This window comes from Megasphaera sp. UBA4233, assembly GCF_002395615.1.
Lineage (GTDB): Bacteria > Bacillota > Negativicutes > Veillonellales > Megasphaeraceae > Megasphaera > Megasphaera hexanoica.
In genome coordinates this window covers 1-26,039 of sequence record NZ_DGXL01000012.1, presented here as the reverse complement: position 1 = coordinate 26,039, position 26,039 = coordinate 1, and the positions used below count along the sequence as shown (strand labels likewise).

At 49.5% G+C, this 26,039-nt stretch carries 21 protein-coding genes, 1 rRNA gene and 1 other RNA gene; all 23 read left to right on the top strand.

The annotated features are described in order from the left end of the window. Positions 1-1,413, top strand: a 1,413-nt coding sequence (locus B2U90_RS02875) for a class I tRNA ligase family protein (protein WP_292017054.1), incomplete at its 5' end; no start/stop codon positions are given. Between the two features lie 9 nt (positions 1,414-1,422). Next, on the top strand, positions 1,423-2,730 hold the full coding sequence (locus B2U90_RS02870) for a bifunctional folylpolyglutamate synthase/dihydrofolate synthase (protein ID WP_292017053.1): 1,308 nt from the start codon (positions 1,423-1,425) through the stop codon (positions 2,728-2,730). A gap of 266 nt (positions 2,731-2,996) precedes the next feature. Further along, positions 2,997-4,793 (top strand): phosphoethanolamine transferase, encoded by a 1,797-nt coding sequence (locus B2U90_RS02865; protein WP_292017052.1) that lies wholly within the window; start codon positions 2,997-2,999, stop codon positions 4,791-4,793. 56 nt (positions 4,794-4,849) lie between these two features. Continuing rightward, positions 4,850-5,674: a 4Fe-4S binding protein gene (locus tag B2U90_RS02860; protein WP_292017051.1), complete on the top strand. Its 825-nt coding sequence runs from the start codon at positions 4,850-4,852 to the stop codon at positions 5,672-5,674. Between the two features lie 97 nt (positions 5,675-5,771). Continuing rightward, positions 5,772-6,124, top strand: a transfer-messenger RNA (tmRNA) gene (gene ssrA / locus B2U90_RS02855). A gap of 138 nt (positions 6,125-6,262) precedes the next feature. Then, positions 6,263-6,880, top strand: a complete 618-nt coding sequence (locus B2U90_RS02850) for a hypothetical protein (RefSeq protein WP_059075582.1) — start codon at positions 6,263-6,265, stop codon at positions 6,878-6,880. Between the two features lie 3 nt (positions 6,881-6,883). Further along, positions 6,884-7,645 carry a YdcF family protein gene (locus tag B2U90_RS02845; protein WP_170087689.1) on the top strand — a complete coding sequence of 254 codons (762 nt, stop codon included), beginning with the start codon at positions 6,884-6,886 and terminating at the stop codon, positions 7,643-7,645. Positions 7,646-7,796: 151 nt separating this feature from the next. Further along, the gene (gene gap / locus B2U90_RS02840) at positions 7,797-8,825 is read left to right on the top strand and encodes a type I glyceraldehyde-3-phosphate dehydrogenase (protein WP_059075584.1); all 1,029 of its coding nucleotides are present in this window, start codon (positions 7,797-7,799) and stop codon (positions 8,823-8,825) included. Between the two features lie 116 nt (positions 8,826-8,941). Then, complete coding sequence (gene gpmI / locus B2U90_RS02835; protein WP_113855086.1) at positions 8,942-10,465, top strand: 2,3-bisphosphoglycerate-independent phosphoglycerate mutase; 1,524 nt, start codon at positions 8,942-8,944, stop codon at positions 10,463-10,465. Positions 10,466-10,714: 249 nt separating this feature from the next. Continuing rightward, the gene (gene gap, locus B2U90_RS02830; RefSeq protein ID WP_059075586.1) at positions 10,715-11,728 is read left to right on the top strand and encodes a type I glyceraldehyde-3-phosphate dehydrogenase; all 1,014 of its coding nucleotides are present in this window, start codon (positions 10,715-10,717) and stop codon (positions 11,726-11,728) included. 35 nt (positions 11,729-11,763) lie between these two features. Then, a complete protein-coding gene (locus B2U90_RS02825) occupies positions 11,764-12,786 on the top strand; it encodes a sugar-binding transcriptional regulator (protein ID WP_059075587.1) in 1,023 nt (340 codons plus the stop codon). A gap of 22 nt (positions 12,787-12,808) precedes the next feature. Continuing rightward, positions 12,809-13,834 carry a type I glyceraldehyde-3-phosphate dehydrogenase gene (locus tag B2U90_RS02820; protein ID WP_059075588.1) on the top strand — a complete coding sequence of 342 codons (1,026 nt, stop codon included), beginning with the start codon at positions 12,809-12,811 and terminating at the stop codon, positions 13,832-13,834. Between the two features lie 17 nt (positions 13,835-13,851). After that, positions 13,852-15,033, top strand: coding sequence for a phosphoglycerate kinase (locus B2U90_RS02815; RefSeq protein WP_059075589.1), 1,182 nt, complete (start codon positions 13,852-13,854; stop codon positions 15,031-15,033). A gap of 34 nt (positions 15,034-15,067) precedes the next feature. Further along, positions 15,068-15,829: a triose-phosphate isomerase gene (tpiA, locus tag B2U90_RS02810; RefSeq protein ID WP_292017050.1), complete on the top strand. Its 762-nt coding sequence runs from the start codon at positions 15,068-15,070 to the stop codon at positions 15,827-15,829. A gap of 298 nt (positions 15,830-16,127) precedes the next feature. Then, the gene (locus B2U90_RS02805) at positions 16,128-16,757 is read left to right on the top strand and encodes a DUF47 domain-containing protein (RefSeq protein ID WP_059075591.1); all 630 of its coding nucleotides are present in this window, start codon (positions 16,128-16,130) and stop codon (positions 16,755-16,757) included. After that, positions 16,750-17,739 carry an inorganic phosphate transporter gene (locus B2U90_RS02800; protein ID WP_059075592.1) on the top strand — a complete coding sequence of 330 codons (990 nt, stop codon included), beginning with the start codon at positions 16,750-16,752 and terminating at the stop codon, positions 17,737-17,739. The genes B2U90_RS02805 and B2U90_RS02800 overlap by 8 nt, the downstream gene beginning before the upstream one ends. Positions 17,740-17,927: 188 nt before the next feature. Beyond that, on the top strand, positions 17,928-18,410 hold the full coding sequence (locus B2U90_RS02795) for an RrF2 family transcriptional regulator (protein ID WP_059075593.1): 483 nt from the start codon (positions 17,928-17,930) through the stop codon (positions 18,408-18,410). A gap of 175 nt (positions 18,411-18,585) precedes the next feature. After that, a complete protein-coding gene (cdaA, locus tag B2U90_RS02790) occupies positions 18,586-19,410 on the top strand; it encodes a diadenylate cyclase CdaA (protein ID WP_059075594.1) in 825 nt (274 codons plus the stop codon). Further along, positions 19,410-20,327, top strand: coding sequence for a CdaR family protein (locus B2U90_RS02785; protein ID WP_292017049.1), 918 nt, complete (start codon positions 19,410-19,412; stop codon positions 20,325-20,327). Before cdaA ends, B2U90_RS02785 begins: the two co-directional genes overlap by 1 nt. A 14-nt stretch (positions 20,328-20,341) precedes the next feature. Continuing rightward, positions 20,342-21,949, top strand: coding sequence for an NAD(P)/FAD-dependent oxidoreductase (locus tag B2U90_RS02780; RefSeq protein WP_200817496.1), 1,608 nt, complete (start codon positions 20,342-20,344; stop codon positions 21,947-21,949). Next, a complete protein-coding gene (glmM, locus tag B2U90_RS02775; protein WP_113855084.1) occupies positions 21,950-23,305 on the top strand; it encodes a phosphoglucosamine mutase in 1,356 nt (451 codons plus the stop codon). Between the two features lie 301 nt (positions 23,306-23,606). Beyond that, complete coding sequence (gene glmS, locus B2U90_RS02770; protein ID WP_292017048.1) at positions 23,607-25,436, top strand: glutamine--fructose-6-phosphate transaminase (isomerizing); 1,830 nt, start codon at positions 23,607-23,609, stop codon at positions 25,434-25,436. A 454-nt stretch (positions 25,437-25,890) separates the two neighbouring features. After that, positions 25,891-26,039: ribosomal RNA gene (locus tag B2U90_RS02765) — 16S ribosomal RNA — on the top strand; the annotation flags it as partial.

Sequence of the window (26,039 nt, the reverse complement as noted above, 5' to 3'; positions counted from 1 at the left end):
ATTCCGGCCTGGTACTGCGATGACTGCGGTGAAATTTCCGTCAGCCGTGAAGATATCACCGAATGCCAGCATTGCCACAGCAAACATATCCATCGGGACCCCGATGTCCTCGATACGTGGTTCAGTTCGGCCCTCTGGCCGTTCTCGACAATGGGCTGGCCGGAAAAAACGGAAGATATCCAACAATTTTTCCCAACGAGCGTCATGGTTACGGGCTATGACATCATTTTCTTCTGGGTAGCCCGCATGATGTTCATGACCTGCGAATTCATGAAAGAAATCCCCTTCCACGACGTCTTCATCCATGGCCTCGTCCGGGACAGCCAGGGCCGCAAGATGAGCAAATCACTGGGAAACGGTATCGATCCTCTGGGCGTCTGCGAACAGTATGGCGCGGATGCACTGCGTTTTACTCTGGTAACGGGCAATACGCCGGGTAATGATATGCGCTTTTATATGGAACGGGTCGAAGCCAACCGGAATTTTGCCAATAAAATCTGGAATGCATCCAAATTCGTCATCATGAATCTGAAAGATTATGACCCCGGTTTCAAGCCGTCTGCTGATGATCTTACCTTAGCTGACCGCTGGATTCTCACCTCTTTCAACGATACGGTCAGCCAGGTTACGGCTAATCTCGATAAATTCGAACTCGGCGACGCCGCTGACGAAGTGTATGATTTCATCTGGAATTCCTATTGTGACTGGTATATTGAACTGGCTAAACAGCGCCTGTATAAATCGGATGACCAGCGCAGCAAGCAGACTGTACAGTACGTACTGGTCTATGTCCTGACGCACACACTGGAAATGCTCCATCCGTTCATGCCTTTCGTGACAGAACATCTCTGGCAGCATCTGCCCCACGATGGGGAAAGCATCATCGTGGCACCGTGGCCACAGCCCAGAGCCGACCTGGAATTTACTGCCGATGCCGCCATTATGAACGTCATTATGGAAGCCATCAAGGGCATCCGCAATATGCGTGCCGAATCCAACGTGCCGATGGGCAAAAAAGCTCCGGTCATCATGGTACCGTCCGATGAAGGCATGGCTCAGACACTGCGCAAGTATGAATCGTATTTCCATACACTGGCCTTTGCCGATAAGGTGACATTGCTGGCTCCTGATGCGGCCAAACCGGAAAATGCCGTTGTAACCGTCGTACCGGGTATTGAAGTCTATCTGCAGCTGAAAGACCTTATCGATGTAGAAAAAGAAACGGCCCGTGTCAAGAAAGAACAGGACAAACTCCAGAAGGAAATCGACCGCCTTTCGAAAAAACTGTCTAATCCGGGATTCCTCGGCAAAGCACCGGCTGCTGTCGTAGAAAAAGAAAAAGCCAAACTGGCTGATTATACGGACAAGATGGCCTCCCTTACCAAACGTATGGAAGATCTGGCTAAATTATAAGAGGCGCTCATGACCTACGAAGAAGCAATTGATTATATCCAGCATGCCAGCGTGTTTGGTGTACAATTGGGCCTGGGCCGGATTCAGGAACTCCTGAACCGACTGGGCAATCCCCAGAAAAAATATAAGACGATTCATGTTACTGGAACCAATGGCAAAGGGTCTGTCACGGCCATGATAGCCAGTGCTCTTTGTGAAGCTGGTTTCCGGACTGGCCGGTACACGTCGCCCCATCTGGAAGAATACACCGAACGGATACATATTAACGGCGATGATATTTCCCGTGCTGACTTTGCCACTGCTGTCGCTGTCGTCCGGGAGAAAGTCGAAGCCATGGCAGCAGAAGGGATGGAACGTCCGACGGAGTTTGAAATGATTACGGCCGCCGCTTTCTGGCATTTTGCCAAAGCCGGTGTCGAATATGCCGTCATCGAGGTCGGGCTCGGCGGCCTTCTCGATTCGACCAATGTCATCATACCGGAAGTCTCGGTCATCACCAATGTGGCCATGGACCACATGAAATACTGTGGCAATACGATAGAAGAGATTGCCACACAGAAAGCGGGCATTATAAAAGAGGGCGTCCCTGTCGTCACGACGGCGGAAGAACCGGCCCTTTCGGTCATTGCCCGTACGGCCTATCACAAACACAGCCGGCTCTATGCCTATAAGCATAGTTTCGATGTCATTGGCAATGCCGGTCCGGAAGATCCGGCAGCCGGGCAGATGGTGACAGTACGGGAACCCTATGGCTTTGCCATCACGACGACACTGCCTCTGTTAGGGAAACACCAGCGTGTGAATTGCGGAGCGGCCGCCATGACGCTGCTGCTCCTGGCCCGTCACGAAAAGAGACTGACCCGTACGGCTATTGAACAGGGCCTTCACCATGTGAAATGGCCCGGGCGGTTCCAGGTCCTGCGGGCCGGAGAAACAGACGTTGTTATCGATGGAGCTCATAACCCGGCCGGTATCGATACGTTCTGTCAGACTTACAGTGATGTATTTGGGGACAGAAAGCGGGTATTTCTCTTTTCGGTCCTTGCCGATAAAGATTATACCCAGATGGTGCATGAACTGTTCCATGACGATGATTATGTCGTCTGCGCACCAGCACCGACACCGCGTACGTCTGATCCGGAAGAAATGGCAAAAATCCTGCCATGCCGGGCCGACTGGGCGGACAGCATTGTCCACGGATTGGATAAGGCCTTTGCTGCCGTGCAGGAAGGACAGGTACTCTGCATAGTGGGCTCCCTCTACATACAGGGAGAAGTCCGGCAATACCTGCGCAACACATGTCACATAGACGTGTAAGTTCATACGATATGACAAAAGATACAATCCGGACATTGCATGGGAAAAAACGTATAGAAGAATAGCATATCAGGAATTTTCAAAAGGATTGTCTGTATTTTTCGGACAGTCCTTTTTTCTGGGAAATATCTGCTTTTGGACAAATAAATGTATGCATTATGAACTCCCGTACTAACAGGCTGTATCGCACTCCTGGAGTATGATATAATGAGATATATAAATGCGGTTTCTTTCATAGATTTCGCATGACTGGAGAGATGTGATTCATGGTTTTTCGTTTTCATAGATATGGCCGCTGTAATGAAATCATAAAGGGGATAGCCAGTGCCGTCGTATATTTGTTGTGTTATGGTGTCTGCCAGTGGATGGTTCCGGATTTATCACCGTACCGGTTTTATGACAGTGCTGCTATCTGTGCCCTCCTCGTGGCAGGAAATCTGACAGCATGGCAGTATGATAAAAAATGGGTACAGACGATGATACTCTATAATGGGATTGTATTGTCAGCCGCTTTTATTCCACTATTGTCTGGTCAGCGAATCCTGCATGAAGAGATTGCTCATGCTTTTGTCATGGGAACTGCAGCATTTCTCACTATTTTTTCTTTGCGAATCATGGCCGGGCAGGTGCGGTTTTCCCACTTGCGGCGTTTCTGCCTGGGTACGGTATATTTGCTAGGTGCTGTTTTTCTGCTCATACCACTCTTATTCTGGGGATACTACGTAGTCAGTGGACATGTGTTGTCGTCGGCGATTGTCCTTACTTTGTTTCAGACCAACGGCAGCGAAGCTATGTCTTATTTAAAAGACCAGAATATATTCCTATGGTGTGTGACGGGTACGATGCTGCTGTCGGTAGTTTCTGCCATGATGTATATACTGCACGATGCTGGCAGAAAGCAGAGCCGGTATCCACTCTGGGGACAACTATTGCTGGTCCTGGTTACACTGGCGGCAGGCTTCTGCGTTATGGAGCAGTCATCCAGTTATCTGCCCGTGCGGATTATGGATGAAACGGAAAATGTGTTGCAGGAATATCAGAAATATGGACAGGCAAAAGCAGTGCGGCAGGAAAGATTGCAATCGCTGCAGAATCTGAGGATTTCATCGTCAGGCGGCATATTCGTGCTGGTCATTGGTGAATCGGAAAACCGGGACCACATGCAGGCCTATGGATATGACCGGCCGGATACGCCCTGGTTATTACAACAGACTGAAAAAACGAATACCATACTGTTTACTCATGCCTACTCGAATCATAGCCTTACTGTACCTGTCCTGACCTATGCCCTGAGTGAGAAAAACCAGTATAATAATATTTCCCTGGAAGATGCCTGTTCTCTTATGGAAGTAGCCAAAGCAGCCGGGTATGATACGGTTTGGCTGAGCAATCAGAGAGATTACGGTGCCTGGGATACACCAGTTGCCGAAATTGCCAGCACGGCTGATTATCAGGTGTGGCTCAATGAGCGGAACGGGACGGAAGATTGCCGGACGAACTATTTTGATGAGGTACTGGCCGATACGATCCCAAATCTGGAGGACTCTTCCAATGCCCTGATTGTCATTCATCTCATGGGCTGTCATGGGTCATATGGGGACAGGTATCCGACGAAGTGGAATGTTTTTCATGGAGAAAATGAACGTATCGATCAGTATGACAATGCCGTGGGTTATACGGATTATGTCTTGCAGAAAATCTATGACCGGATTAAGGCGGAGCCCCGGTTTAAGGGACTCGTATATGTTTCTGACCATGGAGAAGAAGTGGATCTGGGGTATTTTCACGAAGCGACAAAATTCACCTATGCTATGAGTCACATTCCCTTTGTCATGATTTTCAGTGATACATTTATCCAGGAATATCCGAAAATAGTTGATACGCTGCGGAATCATCGGGATGCTTATTGGACGAATGATTTGCTGTACGATGTCATGACCAGCCTCATGGGCATTGACGGAGTATCTACTGTAATGCCCAATCTGGACCTGACGTCTGATGGGTATTCTCTTGATAGAGGAACCATACGGACACTTCATGGCACGAAAAAAATAGAAGAGTGAATGCCGATGGATTTCATCAGCAGCAAACCTGTGAAATTTCGATAAAGGAGGAAAAAATGATGCTGATTCAACAGATTTATACCATATCTTTCAGCCCGACGGGCAAGACCAGGCAGGTAGCCCGGTACTGTGCCGCCCGTCTGGCAGAATTGCTTTCCGTACCACTTCATGAAATCTCTCTCGATTTACCGGAAGAACGGAAAACAGCATATACCTTTGGCCCTCATGATCTGGTCATCGCAGCAGGTCCGACCTATGCGGGAAAGCTGCCCAATAAAATACTGCCAGCTTATACAGAAAACTTTCACGGGCAGGGGACGCGGGCCGTGGCGCTCGTGACCTTTGGCAACCGGTCTTTTGACAATTCCCTGGCGGAGTTGTGTAACCTGTTGCAGAAGAATAATTTTTGTCCTATATCTGCTGGGGCTTTTGTTGCGACCCATGCCTTTTCAGACCGGCTGGCTCCCGGACGACCCGATGAACGGGATCTGGCTGATGTCCGGCAGTTGGCTGACAGGACGGCCGAAAAAATCCGGGACAGGATGGATATGCCAGACGTGGTATCTGTAGATGGCGATGCAGCAGCCCCGTACTATATTCCAAAGGGAATTGATGGAAAACCGGCGAAATTTCTTAAAGCCCGTCCAAAAACCCGGGAAGACCGGTGTGTTCAATGCGGAATCTGTGCCAGAAACTGTCCTATGGGAGCTATATCACGGGAGAATCCATCTGTCATCACGGGCACATGCATCAAATGCCAGCGATGTATCCGGCATTGTCCTCATGAAGCAAAATATTTCGATGATCCAGCCTTTTTGTCTCATGTCGCCATGCTGGAACAACAGTACACGGCTAAAAAAGTGAATGTAATGTATTGGTAAGTGGCCTCGTTCTGCAAAAAAAATATGGTATTTGAGACTTGTAAATTGTTTTTCCTATGATATACTATAATGTACACAGTAATGTGTATACCTTTACGGGGATGTAAAGGTTTCGACGTGGATGGTTGTATCATGAATAGCGAGCCGGGGTGTCATCTGCCCGTAAATCGGTGAAAACGTTAAATTAAACGCTAAAGAAGAAAACTTTGCTTTAGCTGCCTAAGCGCAGCTAACGTCCCTTTCTGCTAATCCTGCGGGCAGGGATGGGACGTCACTTAGCGGGATACCTTTCAGCTCTGCCTGGTGGCTGGAACGGGAAACTCACAGGCTGGAGTCAGTCTAGTTTGTCCTTGTACGACAACTGCTCGAGATAACTAACAAGGTCTGCGCTCGGAGAAGTTCATGGGGCGGCATTTACGGACAGGAGTTCGACTCTCCTCATCTCCACCAGATAAAGAAGTGCTGTTGCACACGTATTGTGCGGCAGCACCTTTTTTCATTTCCGATAATAGGGATGCCGTCGTACGGAGAAATGTGTTATAATAAAAAAGACCATTTTGGTACTCTTTTAGGACAGGGATGATAGCAATGAAAGAATTACCACTGTTTAAAGTTGGCAATTACTATGGATATAATCAGGAACTCTTCACTGACCACTGGATGAATATTGGTGGCTGCGGGGCCGTGACGGCCTGTGATGTCAGTATTTATCTGGACCTCAATCAGGGGTTCAGTCGTTTGTATCCGTATGACATTCATCATCTGACGGCTCAGGATTATATTAATTTTTCACAGATTATGAAACCATTCTTGCGTCCGCGACAGAATGGTATCGATACGCTGGAATTGTGGATACAGGGATACAGCAACTATCTGCGGTCCGTCGGTGAACAACGTATCACCATGCATGGTTTGTACAGTGACTGCCCGCTGAAAGAGCTGGAAAGCGCTGTAAAATGGGAAATAGATCATAATCTTCCTGTCCCCTATCTCAATTTAAAACATGCCAATCCGGATCTGGCCGCCTATGTCTGGCACTGGTTCTGGCTGGCGGGGTACGTCCAGTACGAAGATACGTTCCTGGTCAAACTCGTAACTTATGGAAGCTTCCGCTGGTTTTCCCTGGAAGAGTTGTGGAACAGCGGCTATAAGCGTAAAGGCGGCGTCATCCTTCTGGATGTAACAAAAAAGGGAAGGGAAGAATAGGTCATGTTGTATGTGATTAAATGGCTGTATATGTGGATTCTGCCTTTAGGCGGCGTATTTCTTACCTTATTTGCCATTCTTATATATATGTTCCGCAAGCGTGCTGCCGGCCGCTGGGCTCTGCTCGTAACCGTGCTCTGTTTTTATGGTCTTTCCATCCAGCCCGTCAGCCATCTGTTTGTTCATCCTCTGGAAACACGGTATGAACAGCCGCCCCTGGATCAGCTCGACGGGGATGTCATTATCCTGTTGGGAGGAGGTTCCCTGGCTGGCGTGCCTGATTTTGACGGAACGGGCCAGCTGGGCCTTGCAGCGTCCCATCGGTTTCTGACAGCCGTGCGCATCCAGAAGGCGCTGCACATTCCCATTCTCCTTTCCGGTGGCGTCGTGTTTGCCGGTGATGCCAACGAAGCTGCTATTGAAAAACGGATGCTGCTGTCTCTGGAAGTAGAGGAGAAGGACATCATCAGTGATGAAAAAAGCCGCAACACGGCAGAAAACGCCCGGTTCGCCAGAGAGCTATGTGATGCTCATGGCTGGCATCATCCTATCGTCGTGACCAGTGGCTTCCATATGGCGCGGGCCATCGGATTTTTCACCCGTGAAGGCATGAATGTTACCCCTTATCCCTGTGATTACCGCACGACAGATACATACCGCCTATCGTTATTTTCCTTTATTCCCCAGTCCATCGTCCTTTTCGACTCATGTCTGGCCATCAAAGAATATGCTGGGATGATGGCAGCAAAAGCAGGCTTGCAGTAGCAGGTCTGTTTTTTTACCGTAAAAGTGGGACATAAAACGACCATGGCATTGCATTATTGTTCCCGATGTGGCATAATGACATTGTAAGAACAAAGAAGTTACAAACATCCATTAGCGATGTGCCTATAGTTTAAAAAAGGAGTGTATTCTCATGATTAATGTTGGCATTAACGGGTTTGGCCGTATCGGACGTCTGGTTTTTCGTGCTTCCATGAAGCGGGATGACATCAATATTGTAGCAATTAATGATCTCTGTGATGTAGATTACATGGCATATCTTTTGAAATACGATACCATGCATGGCCGCTTTCATGGCAAAGTAGAAGCGGATGTAGAAAAGAATGAACTCATTGTCAATGGCAAGCATATCCGCGTTACCCAGGAAAAAGACCCGGCTAATCTGAAATGGGACGAAGTCGGTGCCGAATATGTCGTCGAATCGACGGGACGGTTCCTGACTCCGGAACTGGCAGAAAAGCATTTACAGGCCGGTGCCAAATACGTCGTCCTTTCAGCTCCTTCCAAAAAAGGCAAAGATGGCAAACAGGCAGATATGTTCGTCTGTGGTGTCAATACGGATCAGTACGCCGGCCAGAAAATCGTTTCCAATGCTTCCTGCACGACGAACTGCCTGGCACCGCTGGCCAAAGTCATCAATGATGCCTACGGCATCGAATCGGGCCTGATGACGACTGTTCATTCCGTCACAGCTACACAGGAACCGGTCGATGGACCGTCTGCCAAAGACTGGCGCGGCGGCCGTGCTGCAACAGGGAATATCATCCCTTCCACGACGGGTGCTGCCAAAGCTGTTGGCAAGGTCATTCCCGAACTGGATGGCAAACTGACCGGCATGTCCATGCGTGTACCGACTCTGGACGTTTCTGTCGTAGACCTTACGGTCAACCTGAAGAAACCGGCAACGTATGACGAAATCTGCGCTACCGTTAAGAAAGCAGCAGAAGGCGAACTCAAAGGTATCCTCGGTTATACCGATGAACCGCTTGTATCGTCGGACTTCCTCGGCTGCCCGCTCACTTCCATTTTTGATGCTCAGGCCGGCATTGCTCTGACAGACAAATTTGTCAAACTCGTTTCCTGGTACGATAACGAAATTGGTTATTCTAATAAAGTACTGGATCTGATTCAGATCATGAATGCCTATAACAGCAAACACTGAGACAATCATACCGGATAGATGCCTGCCACGGCTGGAAAGGCAGCGAAGTACATATTATAATGAGGGCAGGGATTCATTCCCTGCCCTTTTTAATTTATAGTAAGGAGATATTCTGTATGACACAAAAACACACAGTAATGCTGATCATCATGGACGGGTTCGGATGCCGTGATGAAAAAAAAGATAACGCCGTGGCCATGGCTGATTTAAAGGTGCTGCCGCGCTTGTGGCATGACTATCCCCATTCTCACCTGGAAGCGTCTGGCGAAGCCGTAGGACTTCCGGCAGGCCAGATTGGAAATTCCGAAGTGGGACATCTCAATATCGGAGCCGGCCGGGTCGTCTATCAGGCACTGACGAAAATTACAAACGATATTAAAACGGGTGCTTTCTTCAAAAAAGAAGCACTGGTGGGAGCCATGGAAAATGCCCGGGATCGTCATTCAGCTCTTCACCTCATGGGCCTCGTGTCGCCCGGAGGCGTACATAGCAGTGAAAAACACCTCTTCGGCCTGCTGGAAATGGCCCGCCAATACGGTCTGAAAAAGGTTTTTATCCATGCTTTCCTGGATGGCCGCGATGTCCTTCCCCGCAGTGCCGGCCCGTTTCTCCAGGAACTGGAAGACGAATGCCACCGTCTTGGCACGGGAACCATCGCGACAATCAGCGGCCGTTATTATGCTATGGACCGGGATAAACGGTGGGACCGCATTGAAAAAGCGTACAGGGCCATTGCCTTCGGCGAAGGTGTCGAAGCAGCCGATGTCCGGTCCTGCCTGCGCGATTCTTATGCAGCGGATGTTTCCGATGAATTCGTCGTGCCGTCCGTCCTCTGCCATCAGCCCGTTGCCGATGGAGACAGTGTCATATTCTTTAATTTCCGTCCCGACCGGGCACGGCAGCTGACAGAAGCCTTTGTAGCTCCTGATTTCAAGGGGTTTGACCGGCCAGAAAAACGGGATATCTACTTTACGACTATGACCCGTTATGAAGACGGCCTGCCTGTTCACATTGCCTACGATAAGGAAACCATCGTCAATACACTGGGCGAAGTGCTGGCCAAAGCAGGGAAGAAACAGTTGCGCATCGCTGAAACGGAAAAATATGCTCATGTGACCTATTTCTTCAACGGAGGCAATGAAACGCCGAACGCCGGTGAAGACCGGATCCTCGTTCCATCTCCTAAAGTTGCTACGTATGATCTGAAGCCAGAAATGAGTGCCCCTGTCGTGACGGATAAGGTCATCGAACAAATCCAGTCGGGGACATATGACATGATCATGCTGAACTTTGCCAATGCCGATATGGTAGGACATACGGGTGTCATTCCGGCGGCCATCAAAGCCGTTGAAACAGTCGATACCTGTGTCGGCCGTATTGTAGAAGTACTGCAGCAGGCTGGTGGCGAAGTACTGATCATTGCCGATCATGGCAATGCCGAACAGATGGCAGATCCTGTGACCGGTTCGCCCTATACGGCACATACGACAAATAAAGTTCCCTGCATTTTAGTCAGCCGCTGCCATCAGCATGATGTTCTGAATGATGGCAAACTGGCCGACGTCGCGCCGACGCTGCTCCATCTTGCCGGACTGCCGGTGCCACCGGAAATGACTGGTAACAATCTGCTTCATTCATAAAATAGCTCATAAAACATAAAATAGTATATATAAAATGGATAAAATAATATTCTAAATACGAAAAACTTACTTATATAGTGCCTATATAGTGCACTGCTTCCTCCTCACACAACCATAACAGGAAAAAATAATTTACAAATTATGGATTGTAGTATACACTATAGCTGTAGAACTTAAAAGAGGTGTAGTCTGTCCGAATATCCGACGGTCAGGCATAGCTACCTGGATTATGTGTAAGGAGGAAGCATAATGACAGTAAAAATAGGTATCAGTGGCTTTGGCAGAATTGGCCGGTGCACACTCCGCACGTCCCTGCTGCAGCCGGAAATCGAAATCGCGGCTATCAATAACCGTTCCGTTGGTCCTATCATGGCGGATTTATTAAAATTCGATACCGTGCATGGTACGTGGAACCACGATGTATCATACGATGAAGGAACGAGTGAACTGATTATTGACGGGCGCCGCATTCCCGTGACCAATCATACGGATCCGGCTGATATTCCCTGGAAAAAACTGGGTGTAGATGTAGTAGTCGAATCGACAGGTAAATTCAAAGACCGCGAATCGGCATCCAAACATCTGGCAGGCGGTGCCAAACGCGTCATCATTACGGCGCCGGGCAAAAATCCTGATACGACCATCGTCATGGGTGTCAATGAAGAAACGTACGATCCGGAAAAACACCGTATTATTTCGAACGGTTCGTGTACGACAAACTGCCTGGCTCCTGTAGCCAAAGTGCTGTCCCGCGAATTCGGTATCGTCCGTGGTATGATGACGACGGTTCATGCCTATACGAACGATCAGCTTCTCGTCGATGGCGTACATAAAGATATGCGCCGTGCCCGCTGCGCTACCCAGTCTATTATTCCGACTTCTACCGGTGCAGCCAAGGCCGTTGCCCTGGTCCTGCCTGAATTGAAAGGCAAGTTTACCGGTATGGCTCTGCGCGTCCCGACACCGAACGTTTCGATGACCGACCTCGTAGCTATCCTGCAGAAAAAAGTAACCGTAGAAGAAGTGAACGGTGCCCTGAAAAAATGGGCGGAAGGCCCGCTGAAAGGCATACTGGCCTATTCAGAAGACGCTACCGTTTCTTCCGATTATATCAGCGATCCCCATAGCTCCATTGTCGATTCGCTAGATACACAGATTGTCGAAGGCGACATGATTAAAGTTGTTGCCTGGTATGATAATGAATGGGGATATTCTCTCCGCGTCAATGACCTGGCGGCCTATATGGCAACGAAAGGTATTTAAAGACTATCATGACAGGCAGCAAAAGGGAGGAAAAGATGAAAGAAAAGACTCTCAATGTCTTTCGCAAAATAGCCCCCGATGTAATGGGGACCATCAAAGAAAGATATTTGCTGCTCCGTCATATTTCTGATGCGGAACCCGTCGGGCGCCGGTCTCTGGCCGCCTTGTCGGGATTATCTGAACGAGTAGTACGGGCACATGTGGATGTGCTGCGGCGAAGTGGCCTCGTGCGTTTTACGACCATGGGGATTGCCCTTGAGCCGGAAGGACGCAGACTCATGCCGGATTTACTGGAATGTTTCCTGCGCCTGAATAATGTCGATGATATGCAGCGCCGGCTCTGTCAGCACCTGCAGTTGAAAGAAGTATATATCGTACCGGGCGATTGTGATACCGATAAAGCGGCCTGTGAAGAAATGGGGCGTCAGGCAGCCCTGCTCCTGAATGACCTGCTCACGCGGGGGGCAATCGTCGCAATCAGTGGCGGTTCGACCATGGCCGAAGTAGCACGCTGCCTGCCAGAAAGCACGGCGGGACCGGTCATTGTGCCGGCCCGGGGCGGCATTGGCAATCACGTCGAATTCCAGGCCAATTATATTGCCGCCAACGTAGCGGTCAAGACGCATGGTACGTACCGGATGGTCCATATACCGGACGGGCTGAGCCAGTCGGCTTTGCACCTCATGCTTGATGCGGATGAACAGGCGAGGGAAAATGTAGCTCTGGCACAAAAGGCCCAGATTGTCCTGTTCGGCATAGGCCGGGCCGATACGATGGCAAAACGGCGCGGCTTGACAACGGTAGAAACGCATGCGTTGAAGGAGCTCATGGCCTGTGGCGAGTCCCTGGGCTGCTATTGCAGTCTCGATGGTCATGTCGTCCACGTGACGAGCAATGCCGGTATTTCTTTAAAAGACATAAAAAAACATCCACATGTTATAGCTGTCGCAGGCGGAACTAGCAAGGCTGAAGCTATCCTTGCGGTGATGCGTGCCTGCCGTACAGGAATCCTCGTTACAGATGAAGGAGCCGCAGAACAAATCCTGAAGATGATATGATAATGAGGAAAGGGTGTATAGCATGGTAAAAGTAGGTATTAATGGATTTGGGCGTATTGGCAGAAGTTTTTTTAAGATTGCCCAGCGCTATCAGGATGAAATCGAAATCGTCGGCATCAATGATATCGGTTCTCCGAAACAGATGGCCCATCTTCTGAAATATGACAGCATCTATGGCACATTGAAAAATAACGTGACCTATGATACGGGCCACATCATCGTTGATGGGAAAGCCTATCCGCTGTTTCAGCAGAAAGATGTGAAAGATGTCGATTGGGATGCTCTCGGTGCCCAGATTATCATCGAATCATCGGGCAAATATGCCGGCCGCCGCACGGCGAGTTCCCAGAGTCGTCTTCCCCTGGGAGGCAGCGTAAAAAAAGTCATCATTACGGCACCATCCACCATCGATGACATTACGATTGTCCTTGGCGTCAATGAAGATAAATACAATCCCAAGAAGCACCACGTCATTTCCGGCGCTTCTATGACAACCTGCGGTCTGGCTGCTATCCTGAAACTGATGAATGATACGTATGGTGTCAGACGCGGTATGACCACATCCATCCATTCCTACACGACGGACCAGAAAATACTCGACGTATCCCATAAAGATTTCCGCCGCGCCCGGGCAGCGGGCATGTCGATCATTCCGACGACGACCGGGGCTGCCGAAGCCATTACCAAAGTCCTGCCGGAATTCGAAGGCAAACTGAGCTGCCGGGCAGTCCGCGTACCGACACCGGATGTCTCCATTGTGGATATTGTCCTGGAATTAGAAGATAAAAACGTTACCCTGGAAGATTTGAACAGCACCTTCAAAAAAGCCGCTGCTTGGAAATACAGAGGCATCATCGATACTAACGAAGATGAACTCGTTTCGGTTGATTACCGCGGCAATGAAAATACGACGACCATCGATATCCCCCTGAATATGGTCATGGACGGAGGCATGGTGAAAATTGTCTCCTGGTATGATAATGAATGGGGATATGCCCGCCGCGTCGTCGAACTGGTGAAATACCTCACATCCCAGGGTCTCGACTGACGAGAGGAGAGACTACTATGAAAAAAATAATTACTGATGTAGATGTAGATAAGAAAAAAGTATTTGTCCGCGCTGATTTCAACGTGCCACTTGATGAAAATGGCGTTATCACCGACGATACACGGATCCAGAAAACATTGCCGACAATCCGCTATCTCCTCGACCATCAGGCTGCGGTCATCCTGGCCAGCCATCTGGGCCGGCCAAAGGGAAAGGCCGTTGCAAAATATTCCTTAAAACCGGTGGCAGCCCGCCTGTCGGAACTGCTGGGGATTCCCGTGCAGATGGCACCGGACTGCATCGGAGCCGAAACGGAAACTATGGCCGGGGCACTGCAGCCGGGCCAGGTCCTGCTCCTGGAAAACCTGCGCTTCCACGGGGAAGAGGAAAAGAATGATCCGGAATTCTCCCGCAAGCTGGCTTCTCTGGCCGATGTAGGCATCAACGACGCCTTTGGATGCTGCCACCGCGCTCATGCATCCGTAGCCGGTATTGCCGCTTTTCTTCCTATGGCAGCCGGTTTCCTTCTGGAAAAAGAAATCCGCTTTATCGGTGGTGCCGTCGATCATCCGGCACACCCCTTCGCAGCAATCATTGGTGGTGCCAAAGTTTCCGATAAGATTGAAGTCATTTCCAATCTGCTGCCCAAAGTCGATGTCATGATTATTGGCGGCGGCATGGCCAACACCTTCCTGGCAGCCCAGGGGTATGGTATTGGAAAGTCTCTGGTAGAAGCCGATAAAATCGATTTGGCGAAGAAACTTATCGCCCAGGCAGCAGACGAAGGAAAGAAACTGCTGCTGCCCGTCGATGTGAATGTAGCGGAAACGTTCTCTAACGATGCGGCTCATAAAGTCGTACCGGCTGATGCCGTGCCGGAAGACTGGATGATCCTCGATATCGGTACAAAGTCACAGGAACTGTTTGCCCGTGAACTGGAACCGATGAAACTCATCGTCTGGAACGGTCCGATGGGAGTCTTTGAAATGGAAAACTTCGCAAAGGGCACAGAAGCTGTTGCCCGTGCAGTAGCTCATTCCCAGGCGGTTTCCATTGTCGGCGGCGGTGACTCCGTTTCGGCTGTAAATAAAACAGGCCTTGCTAATCAGATCAGCCATATCTCTACTGGCGGCGGCGCTTCCCTGGAATATCTGGAAGGCAAGAAGCTGCCCGGTATAGAATCGCTGAGTGATAAATAAATCTACTTATATCAGTCGCAAAGGAGTTTTCGAGATGAGAAAAACAATTATTGCAGGTAACTGGAAGATGAATCACACCGGAAAAGAAACGCGGGAAACCATCACGGCTCTCGTACAGGGACTTACTGGTGCGGAACAGACAGATATTGTCATCGCCCCCGTATTTCCCTATTTGCCGATGGCTGTAGAACTGACAAAAGGAACGGCTGTACATGTCGCTGCCCAGAATATGCATTGGCTGGACAACGGCGCTTACACAGGCGAAGTATCGCCGGCTATGTTAAAAGATATCGGCGTCAGCCATGTCATCATCGGCCATTCGGAACGGCGGGAATACAACAATGAAACGGATGAAACGGTCAATCTGAAAGTTAAATCTGCACTAGCCCATGGACTCACGCCGATTCTCTGCTGTGGGGAAACGCTAGCCCAGCGTGAAGGCGGTATTATGCAGTCCTGGATAGAAGGTCAGATCGAAAACGCCCTGAAAGATATTGCGGCAGCTGATATAACGAAAGTGGTCATCGCCTACGAACCTATCTGGGCTATCGGGACGGGCAAAACGGCGACGGCTGCTCAGGCAGAAGAAGTATGCGACATTATCCGCAAAAAGCTGGCAGCTCTCTATGATGACACAGCTGCACAGGATGTATCCATTTTGTACGGCGGCAGCGTTAAAGGCAAAAATGCAGCAGAACTGACAGCCTGCCCCGACATTGATGGCGGACTGGTCGGCGGTGCCAGCCTGAAAGCCGGTGATTTCCTGGAAATCATCCATAAGGCTGTCATCAAATAATCCATAGGATATCAGTAAATGATATTGTAAATTTTATATATCATATTAAAGTCTCCATTTCCCCTTTTCTTTTTAGGCGATTGGAGACTTTTCTTTTTTGTAAATAATAAAGATAAGAAATACTGGTTTAAAATAATGCATCAGAAATTATGAAAAGTAAAACGATTATGTAGAATAAAAAAAGCGCATATGATATAATGCAAAGTAGGCCATTGTAAAATTTTGACGATAAATGCGTCATGTTTTTGTAAATTCTACGGCCGGTATGTACTTGTAAAAATGAGGAGATTGGACGACTATGGCATTCCATTTAAAGCCGAAAGAAGAGAAGTTTTTCACCTTGCTCGACGAACATGCCCGTATCAGCTATGAAGCAGCTGATCTGCTGCGTCAGGCCATGAATCGGGAAATCCCTACAGAAGACGCCATGCATCAGATTTTTGATCTGAAGACAAAGGCAAATGAACTGGTAGTCGAAACGATGAAACGGCTGCAAAAAACGTTTATTACCCCCATGGACCGGGAAGATATCCAGCAGCTAATAGACCAGCTGGATGCGACTGTAGACAGCATTAATGACATCATGGATAAAATGTGGATGTACAAGGTCGGCGAGGCTACGGAAGGAACTAAACAGATGACGGTCATTACGGCCAAAGCGATGAAGGAAATCCGCAAATCTATCGGATATATGAAGGATTTGAAAAAGAACTATCTCAAAGTAGAAGCACGCAGTAAAAAGGTGCTGAAACTGGAACAGGATTGTGATGACCTCTATCACGAAGAAATGGCAAAGCTGTTTGCCGAATGCAAAGATCCCATCGAAATTATCAAATGGAAAGAAATACTGCAGTCTGTCGAAGACGTGACAGATGACTGTGAAGATTTGGTTGTCACGTTCAGGAGGGTTGTATTGAAGTATGCCTGAGCATTGGTTAATCTGGGCAGTCGTATTGCTTGCCGTTCTTTTTGATTATGTCAATGGGTTTCATGACACGGCCAATGCCATTGCCACCAGTGTATCGACACGGGCAATCACGCCCCGTCATGCTATTATCATGGCGGCTACACTGAATTTTGCCGGCGCCATGATCAGTACCGGTGTCGCAAAGACCATTGGCGGTGATCTGGTCCTCAACCCATCCCAGATCAGTCTGGAAGTCATTGTAGCCGCTCTGATCGGTTCGATTATCTGGAATATAACAACTTGGTATTACCGTATCCCCAGCAGTTCCTCCCATTCTCTTGTCGGGGGCGTTATCGGTGCCGTCTCCATCAGCGTCGGACCGGCTGCCCTGGATATAACGGGGATTAGCAAAATCATCATGTCCCTGATTCTATCGCCAATCGTGGCACTTGCAACGGGGTACTTTGTTATGATCGGGCTATTATGGATTTTCCGTAATTTTTCTCCTATTACCCTGAACCGGCAGTTCCGCAAAATGCAGCTCGTGTCGGCAAGCCTCATGGCTTTTTCCCACGGTTCGAACGATGCGCAGAAAGCTATGGGCATTATCGCCCTGGCGTTACTGTCCGGCGGTTACATTGAAACTATGGAAATTCCCATATGGGTAAAAATCGCCTGTGCCACATCGATGGCGCTGGGGACATCGGCCGGCGGCTGGCGCATCATTTCTACGATGGGAACGAAAATCTTCAAGATGGAATCCATCAATGGCTTTGCTGCAGATTTGAATTCGTCGATTGTCATCTTTACGGCGACTTTCCTGCACCTGCCGGTCAGTACGACTCACGTCGTATCCGGTTCTATCATGGGCATCGGTTCGGCTGAACGGGTCCGTGCCGTTCATTGGGGGGTAGCCCGCAGCATGCTTCTGGCTTGGGTCATTACGATTCCCATCAGTGCCTGTATTTCGGCTGTTATCTACCTGGGGCTGAGTCTGTTATAACTAAATACGGTATTATGGCTGTGCAATACGCTTGCGTATTTGCACAGCTTTTTTTGTATTATGTCAAAAAAATAGGGAATATTGTGTCAAAAAAACTATACGAATTTAGTGAATTATTGTATAATAATAAGCAAGGATAATGATGGGGCTGGTTAGTCATAGTCCCATCAGCAAGGAGGAATTTTGCTATGAGATTGAATCAGGCAACAGATTACGCGTTTCGTATGGTATTGTACCTGGCATCTTTGCCGGAAGGAACAAAAATAACGGGAGCTGCCCTGGCAGAAAAACAGAATATACCGGAACGCTTCTTGTTAAAAATCATGCGCAGTCTGACGGCTGCCAATATCATGAAATCATACCGGGGCGTAGAAGGAGGATTTGCCCTCCAGCGCGCACCGAAAGATATTACCCTTTTTGATATCATTGAAGCCGTAGAAGGACAGACGGAATTACAGCGTTGCCTTCATGACGTGGGATCGTGTTCCAAAGGATGCAGCGGCATGTGTTCCATTTACGCGGCATTTGCCGGTATTCAGCGTAATCTGGCCAAACAATTGAAATCGTATAATTTTGAAGACCTGGCGAATCAGGAAAAGGCCATAAAGAACGCCGAAGAAGCTGCCAAAGCGGCTGCTGCCCCGGACGAAGACAAAGCAAAAGCGGAATGACCATATTGATATGGAGACTGGTGCTGAAGTACGATTATCTTCAGTGCCAGTTTTTATTTGCTTCAGGTCAGGGAAGAAGCTCTTTTCAGCGCCCCTGAAATATTGTACAATAAAAATACTGCATGAAATGTCTCATGTACGTACTGTCTTCAGATATTATATCAGGGAGTGTACTATGTATTTACCAATTCAGGGATTCATCAGCAGTTTCCGCTTGCTCGATGTTGTAGATATTCTGCTCGTCGCTTTCTTTTTATATAAAATGCTGATCCTAATCCGTAATACGCGGGCTGTGGCCCTTATCAAAGGCCTCATCGTCCTCGGTGCCGTTACGGTAATCAGCAGCAGCCGCTTTCTCAATCTTCACGTCATCAACTGGATGCTTCAACAGGGCATGATGGTCATCATGTTTGCCTTGCCTGTCGTATTCCAGCCGGAATTGCGCCGTGCCCTGGAGCAAATCGGCCGCGGCCGCCTCATCCGTTCCAGCCAGGTCGTCGATATGGAAGCACTGGAGCGGCTGCTCGATGAAATCGTAGCTGTTACGGAATCCATGTCCAAAACTCATACGGGGGCACTCATCGTCTTTGAACGGGATGTCGGCCTCAATGATTATATTGACACGGGCATTCAGATTGACGGTAAAGTGTCGCGGGAACTGCTGGGAAATATTTTTATTCCCAATACGCCGCTCCACGACGGAGCGGTTATCATCCGCGATGACCGCATCATGGCGGCGGGGTGTCTGCTGCCGCTTACCAGTGACCGTTCCCTTTCGACGGAATTGGGGACGCGCCACCGGGCCGCTATCGGTATCAGTGAACTGGCCGATGCTGTCGTCGTAGTAGTCAGTGAAGAAACGGGATCGATTTCTTACACATACGGCGGCCACATTTACCGTCATCTCGACGGCACGGCACTGCGCAACGTTCTTATGACATTCCTCAAACGGCAGCCTCAGGGGCTGGCCAACATATTGAAATGGAGGCCGATGAAATAATGATCAAGCTCAATCAAAAATGGCAGCTGCGCATCATCTGTCTCATTCTGGCCATTGTCCTCTGGTTTGTCATCATCAATGAACAAAATCCGACGAGCGAAGGCAGCTATACCGTACCGGTCACCGTAGAAAATCTCAATTCCCAGTATATTGCGGCCAATGTCCCCAAGACAGTCTACGTCCGCCTTTCCGGTCCGCGCAATACGATTATTAACGTTGGTGCATCGGATATCAAGGCCTATATCGACCTCTCCAACGCCCAGGAAGGTGAAATGGAAGTTCCGATACACGTACAGATTCCCAATGGGACGGAACTGAAGAAACAGGCACAGAATTCAGCAAAAATTTATATTGATGTCTATGCCGTACAGGAATTCAAACTGACGCCTCATCTCAACGGCAAGCTACCCGATAATGTAGCTATCAGCAGTCTGCGCATGGTGCCCGATACAGTCGTCGTCAGTGGAGCCCGCCGCCTTATTCAGCAGGTAGACCGGGCCATCATCGATATTCCGGTCGGTGATAAAAACCAGGACTTCTCGGTCATGGCACCGATTCATCTGGTCCATGCCGATGGATCTCCTGTAGATGGGCTGGAAATGACGCCGTGGCAGAGCAAGGTCAATGTGAAACTGCTGACCGATGCCGTAACCAAACGGGTCCCGGTCTATGTGACGACGACGGGGGACCCGGCTGACGGGTATACCGTAAAGCGTATCAGTCCCATTCCGGAAAGTGTAGAAATACGCGGACGGTCTGATGTCGTCGGTACCGTGTCAGGCATCAATCTGGCAGCAGTCAATGTCAGCGGTATCAGTGAAACGAAAGACTTTGAAATGTCTGCGCCATCCATTGATGGGGCCGTCTTTGCGCCGGATACGATTAAAGTCACCGTTGAAGTCGGCAAGGACGATTAAAGGAGAGAATCATTTTGCTCAGAGTACTAAATATACGGACCGCCGTTCCGATGGAAAAGCCGCTCCCGGTCCTGGCAGCGAAGAAATTACGCTGCCGTAAGGAAGACATACAGCGTCTGGTCATCGTACGGCGTTCCATAGATGCCCGCCGGAAACCGCACATCTACTTTGTGTTTACGGTCGATGTCACCCTGGCTGACGAAGCGCGGGTATGGAAACATTGCCACGACGCCAAAGACGTTCGAAAACTAGAGATCAGGCCTGAACCGCCGATTCATCCTGGAAACCGGAAACTGGCCCACCGGCCGGTCGTCGTCGGTACCGGTCCGTCTGGTCTGGCGGCAGCCCTGGAATTGGCCCGTCATGGATACCGGCCTGTAGTCTATGAACGAGGCTGCGATATCGATACGCGGACACGCCATGTAGAAGAGTTCTGGGACGGCGGTCCCTTCCGTCCCGAGTCGAATGTACAGTTCGGTGAAGGCGGAGCCGGCACTTTTTCAGACGGAAAATTGACGACGCGGGTCAATCACCCGTTGCTGCCCAGGATACTCCAGATGTTTGTCCAGGCCGGGGCACCGGAAGATATCCAGTATGCCTATAATCCTCACGTAGGTACGGATATCCTGCGACGCGTCGTAAAGAATATGCGCCAGACTATCGAACGCATGGGCGGGACCATTCATTTCAACAGCTGTGTGACTGATATCGGCAGAGACGATACGGGGCAGATTACTTCAGTTACCATCAATGGCACGGAGACGGTCCCGGCAGAGGTCGTCATCATGGGAATCGGGCACAGTGCCCGCGATACGTACCACATGTTGTACCAGCAGGGAATCCATATGGAACGGAAAGATTTCGCCGTAGGCGTACGCATCGAACATACCCAGGACTTGATTGATCATTCCCAGTATGGCTGCAGCGCAGCTGAGCTGGGACTGGATGCCGCCGATTATGCACTCGTATATCATGATAAACAAAGCGACCGGTCCTGCTATTCCTTCTGTATGTGTCCCGGCGGCGTCGTCGTAGCGGCCGCGTCAGAAGAAGGCGGTGTCGTGACCAATGGCATGAGCTTGTACAAACGGGATAGTGGTATTGCCAACAGCGCTCTCGTCGTCAATGTGACGGCCGATGACGTGGGCGGTTCGACGCCACTGGCGGGAATAGAATTCCAGCGTCGCTATGAAAAGCTGGCCTATGAAGCAGGCGGCAGGACATATAAGGCACCGGCACAAACGGTAGGATCGTTCCTGGGACGGGACGATACGGGGCAGATGCCGTCTGTCACGTCTTACCGGCCCGGCGTCGTCTGGACCGATCTGCGCCGCGTTCTGCCCGGCTTTGTGACTGATACGCTGGCAAAGGCCCTGCCATATTTTGGCCGGCGTATTCATGGCTTTGACGATCATAACGCCGTCATGACGGGCGTAGAGACCCGGACCAGCGCTCCGGTACGGATTGTCCGGGGAGAAGACCGTATGGCTGATGGCAGCAGCGGCCTCTATCCTGTCGGCGAAGGAGCCGGATATGCCGGAGGAATTATGAGTGCTTTTCTCGATGGTCTGGAAACAGCTATCGCAATTATAACTATATATCAACCGTTGGAGGGAAAATAAATGGCAAGATTGTTTGGAACTGATGGAGTACGAGGTATAGCAAATGATACATTGACGCCGGAACTGGCATATCATCTGGGACGGGCGGCTGCGTACGTACTGGGGCAGGAAAAAGAACATCCCACATTCCTTATCGGCAGGGATACGCGTATTTCCGGAACGATGCTCGAAAGCATCCTGGCAGCAGGGATTACCTCGGCAGGGGGAAACTGCTATCTTGTCGGTGTGATCCCAACACCGGCCATTGCCTATCTGACACGGGTCCATCATCTCGACGCTGGCGTCATGATTTCGGCTTCCCATAATCCGTTTGAATACAATGGTATCAAATTCTTTGACCAGTACGGATATAAACTGCCCGATGAAACAGAAGACCGCATTGAAGAATACATGCTCAAAGATGAACGTTCCGGTATCCAGAGCCGTCCGACCGGCGCAGCTATCGGTACGATTTCTAACTGGACGAATCTGCAGGATGAATATGAAGATTTCATCGTCCAGTCTACCGATGTCGACCTGACAGGACTAAAAATCGTCCATGACGGGGCCAATGGATCGGCTTCCCAGCTCGGTCCGGATATCTTCCGCCGGCTCGGTGCGGAAGTCATCGCTATCCACCATGAACCCAATGGCATCAATATCAACGACCACTGCGGTTCTACCCATCTGGAAAGCCTTAAAGAAGCAGTCCTGCAGAACGGTGCCGATATCGGTATCGCCAATGACGGCGATGCCGACCGCTGCCTGGCTGTCGATGAAAAAGGACAGGAAATGGATGGCGACCAGATTATGCTCCTCTGCGCCCTGAAATTGAAAGAAGAAGGGCGGCTGAAACAGGATACGGTCGTTGGTACGGTCATGAGCAATATCGGTTTCCACAAGGCCCTGAAAGAAATGGGGTGCCAGAGCGTCATCACTGCCGTTGGGGACCGTTATGTCCTGGAACGGATGCGCAAAGATGGCTATTGCCTGGGAGGCGAACAATCGGGACATATTATTTTCCTCGATTATAATACGACGGGCGATGGCCTGTTGACGGCTGTGCAGCTGCTGTCTATCATGAAAACACGCCAGAAGCCTTTGTCTGAACTGGCAGGAATCATGACGAAATATCCGCAGATCCTGAAAAATGTCACCGTACAAACGAAATCGGGCTGGGAAAATAACAATCTCATCATGGCGGCTATCGCTGCCGGGGAAGAAGAACTGGGTGATGAAGGCCGGATCCTCGTGCGTCCGTCCGGAACGGAACCGCTTATCCGCGTTATGGCGGAAGGCCCGGATCTGGACCAGCTGCAGCGCATCGTAGACGATATCGCCCTCGTCGTAGAACATGAAATGGGACCGTCGAAATAAGCGCGGGTATTGACCAGAGTCATAGCTTATATTAAAATAAGGGAATGGAGTATACTACTTCATTCCTTTTTATTCGTTTAGGAATCCATTCGTAAAATGGATAGCGCTAGTGCCTGCGTGAGGAACAGGCAGACGAGGTAGAGAAGTATCGAAGATTCAGCGGATGTCTCTCGGCAGCTCCGGCCGTCATGTAATGAAAAAATCACACTGGTAACAGGGTGGACAAAATCATTGCAGGGAGCGCACAGGGGTAGTGCGCCTATTTTACGGCGCAGCCCCGGAAAACAGGAGGAAAAAAATTATGTGTGGTATTGTTGGTTATGTTGGTGACCGCCAGGCGGCAGATTTTCTTTTGGAAGGCCTTGCTAAATTAGAGTACAGAGGCTATGATTCTGCTGGCATAGCTGTATATCATGATGGAAAAATAAAAGTACAGAAAAAAGTGGGCCGGCTGGTCAACCTGAAGAAAGTTGTCGAACAGGACCCCAATATCGGGACTATCGGCATTGGTCATACCCGCTGGGCTACCCATGGCGGCCCTTCTGATGTCAATTCTCATCCTCATATGAGCATGGACGGGAAATTTGCAGTCGTCCACAATGGCATCATTGAAAACTACATGACGTTGAAAGAAGAATTACTGGCCAAAGGCTATCAGTTCAAATCAGAAACGGATACAGAAGTCGTGGCTCACCTCTGCTCTGACATGTATGATGGTGACTTTGCCAGCACAGTCCGCCGGGTCCTGAAACGGCTCCGTGGCTCTTATTCCCTGGTCTTCATGAGTACCTATCAGCCCGATACGATTATCTGTTGCAAAAAGGATAATCCGCTTATTGTGGGACTCGGCGACGGGGAGAATTATATTGCATCGGATATACCGGCTATTCTCAACTATACGCGCCGGACGTATATCATGAACGATGGCGAAGTCGCTATTGTCAAAAAAGACAGCGTCTGGGTAACGGATTTGGACGGGCAGCCTGTTTCCAAAAAAGTATTTGAGGTCAATTGGGATGCTGAAGCTGCTGAAAAAGGCGGCTTTGAGCATTTTATGATCAAAGAAATTTTTGAACAGCCCAAGGCTATCCGTGATACCCTGAGCTGCCGCGTGGCGGACGATGGCAAATCGGTTAAATTCGACGAACTCAACTGGTCGCCGGAAGATGTCAACTCTATCGGAAAGATTATGATCACCGCCTGCGGTACGGCTTATCATGCCGGGCTGCTGGCTAAGTATTTCATTGAAAAACTGGCCCGCATTCCCGTCGAAGTAGACATTGCTTCAGAATACCGCTATCGCGATCCCCTGACAGATAGCAAGACGCTGTGCATTATCATCAGTCAGTCCGGGGAAACGATTGATACACTGGCGGCACTCAAAGAAGCAAAACGGCGGGGAGCCCGCTCTCTGGCTATTACCAATGTCGTCGGCTCGTCTATCTCCCGGGAAGCAGACCAGGTTGTTTATACCTGGGCAGGCCCGGAAATCGCTGTAGCATCGACAAAGGCCTATACGACACAGCTCGTAGCATTGCTGCTGCTGGCACTCTACATGGGTCGTCTCAACGGGCAGCTTAGCGCAGAAAAAGAAACAGAGATTCTTCAGGATCTGCAGAAGGTTCCGGAGCAGTGCCAGTATATCTTTGACCATGCCGATGATGTGAAACAGCTGGCAGAAAAATTCAAGAATAAAGAAGATGTCTTTTTCATCGGCCGCTCTATGGATTATGGCCTGGCCATGGAAGGGGCTTTAAAACTGAAAGAAATTTCCTACATCCATGCCGAAGCCTATGCCGGTGGTGAACTGAAACACGGTACCCTGGCCCTGATTGTTGACGGTGTCCCCGTCATAGCCCTGGCTACCCAGCGGGATGTAGAAGAAAAGATGATAAGCAATATCAAAGAAGTCAAGGCCCGCAATGCCCAGGTAGTAGGCGTCGTGCAGGATGATGACACGGAAGTGGCCAAGACGGTGGACTATATCATCAAAATCCCCCAATCGGATAATTTTGTCATGCCCGTCATGACGGTTATTCCCTTGCAGCTGCTGGCGTACTATGCAGCCGTAGTCAGAGGAAATGATGTAGACAAGCCGAGAAATCTGGCTAAGAGTGTTACTGTAGAATAAGAATCAGGTGTATAGAGCCGACAGGTGAATGAAAGAGCGTTCGCCTGCCGGCTTTTTTAAAAAATCCCTTGACAAGAGGGGAAGAGTGGGATACACTAAATAAGCTGTTGAGCGGACGTGAAGGTTCCCTTCCTCCTATCAAAAGTATTTCAAAAAAAGTGCTTGACAAACTCCTGTGAGTTTGTTAAGATATATGAGTCGCCGCGATGAGCGATGAACTTCCTTCATCTCAATCATGCGGCTGGCAGATGACCTTTGAAAACTGAACAATGCAACATACGAATGAACGCCAGATAAGTAGAGAGCCATGTTTGAAGGAGCTGAAAGGCGACGCGCAAACATGAGCGAATCACTTATACCGAGATTAACTCGGTAGTGCGAGGTTCTAGAGATAGAACGTCAAAGAAAGAGTAACAAACCAACAATAGTAAGAATGAGCTAGCGCTCTTCACATATCATGGAGAGTTTGATCCTGGCTCAGGACGAACGCTGGCGGCGTGCTTAACACATGCAAGTCGTGCGAGGATATGGTTGGAAGGTCTTCGGATTGGAAGATTGTATCCGAGCGGCGGACGGGTGAGTAACGCGTGAGCAACCTGCCTT

Excerpts from the sequence above, each read along its gene's own strand:
- B2U90_RS02870 (WP_292017053.1), top strand. The coding sequence starts at position 1,423 with ATGACCTACGAAGAAGCAATTGATTATATCCAGCATGCCAGCGTGTTT.
- B2U90_RS02865 (WP_292017052.1), top strand. The coding sequence starts at position 2,997 with ATGGTTTTTCGTTTTCATAGATATGGCCGCTGTAATGAAATCATAAAG.
- B2U90_RS02860 (WP_292017051.1), top strand. The coding sequence starts at position 4,850 with ATGATGCTGATTCAACAGATTTATACCATATCTTTCAGCCCGACGGGC.
- B2U90_RS02850 (WP_059075582.1), top strand. The coding sequence starts at position 6,263 with ATGAAAGAATTACCACTGTTTAAAGTTGGCAATTACTATGGATATAAT.
- B2U90_RS02845 (WP_170087689.1), top strand. The coding sequence starts at position 6,884 with ATGTTGTATGTGATTAAATGGCTGTATATGTGGATTCTGCCTTTAGGC.
- gap (WP_059075584.1), top strand. The coding sequence starts at position 7,797 with ATGATTAATGTTGGCATTAACGGGTTTGGCCGTATCGGACGTCTGGTT.
- gpmI (WP_113855086.1), top strand. The coding sequence starts at position 8,942 with ATGACACAAAAACACACAGTAATGCTGATCATCATGGACGGGTTCGGA.
- gap (WP_059075586.1), top strand. The coding sequence starts at position 10,715 with ATGACAGTAAAAATAGGTATCAGTGGCTTTGGCAGAATTGGCCGGTGC.
- B2U90_RS02825 (WP_059075587.1), top strand. The coding sequence starts at position 11,764 with ATGAAAGAAAAGACTCTCAATGTCTTTCGCAAAATAGCCCCCGATGTA.
- B2U90_RS02820 (WP_059075588.1), top strand. The coding sequence starts at position 12,809 with ATGGTAAAAGTAGGTATTAATGGATTTGGGCGTATTGGCAGAAGTTTT.
- B2U90_RS02815 (WP_059075589.1), top strand. The coding sequence starts at position 13,852 with ATGAAAAAAATAATTACTGATGTAGATGTAGATAAGAAAAAAGTATTT.
- tpiA (WP_292017050.1), top strand. The coding sequence starts at position 15,068 with ATGAGAAAAACAATTATTGCAGGTAACTGGAAGATGAATCACACCGGA.
- B2U90_RS02805 (WP_059075591.1), top strand. The coding sequence starts at position 16,128 with ATGGCATTCCATTTAAAGCCGAAAGAAGAGAAGTTTTTCACCTTGCTC.
- B2U90_RS02800 (WP_059075592.1), top strand. The coding sequence starts at position 16,750 with ATGCCTGAGCATTGGTTAATCTGGGCAGTCGTATTGCTTGCCGTTCTT.
- B2U90_RS02795 (WP_059075593.1), top strand. The coding sequence starts at position 17,928 with ATGAGATTGAATCAGGCAACAGATTACGCGTTTCGTATGGTATTGTAC.
- cdaA (WP_059075594.1), top strand. The coding sequence starts at position 18,586 with ATGTATTTACCAATTCAGGGATTCATCAGCAGTTTCCGCTTGCTCGAT.
- B2U90_RS02785 (WP_292017049.1), top strand. The coding sequence starts at position 19,410 with ATGATCAAGCTCAATCAAAAATGGCAGCTGCGCATCATCTGTCTCATT.
- glmM (WP_113855084.1), top strand. The coding sequence starts at position 21,950 with ATGGCAAGATTGTTTGGAACTGATGGAGTACGAGGTATAGCAAATGAT.
- glmS (WP_292017048.1), top strand. The coding sequence starts at position 23,607 with ATGTGTGGTATTGTTGGTTATGTTGGTGACCGCCAGGCGGCAGATTTT.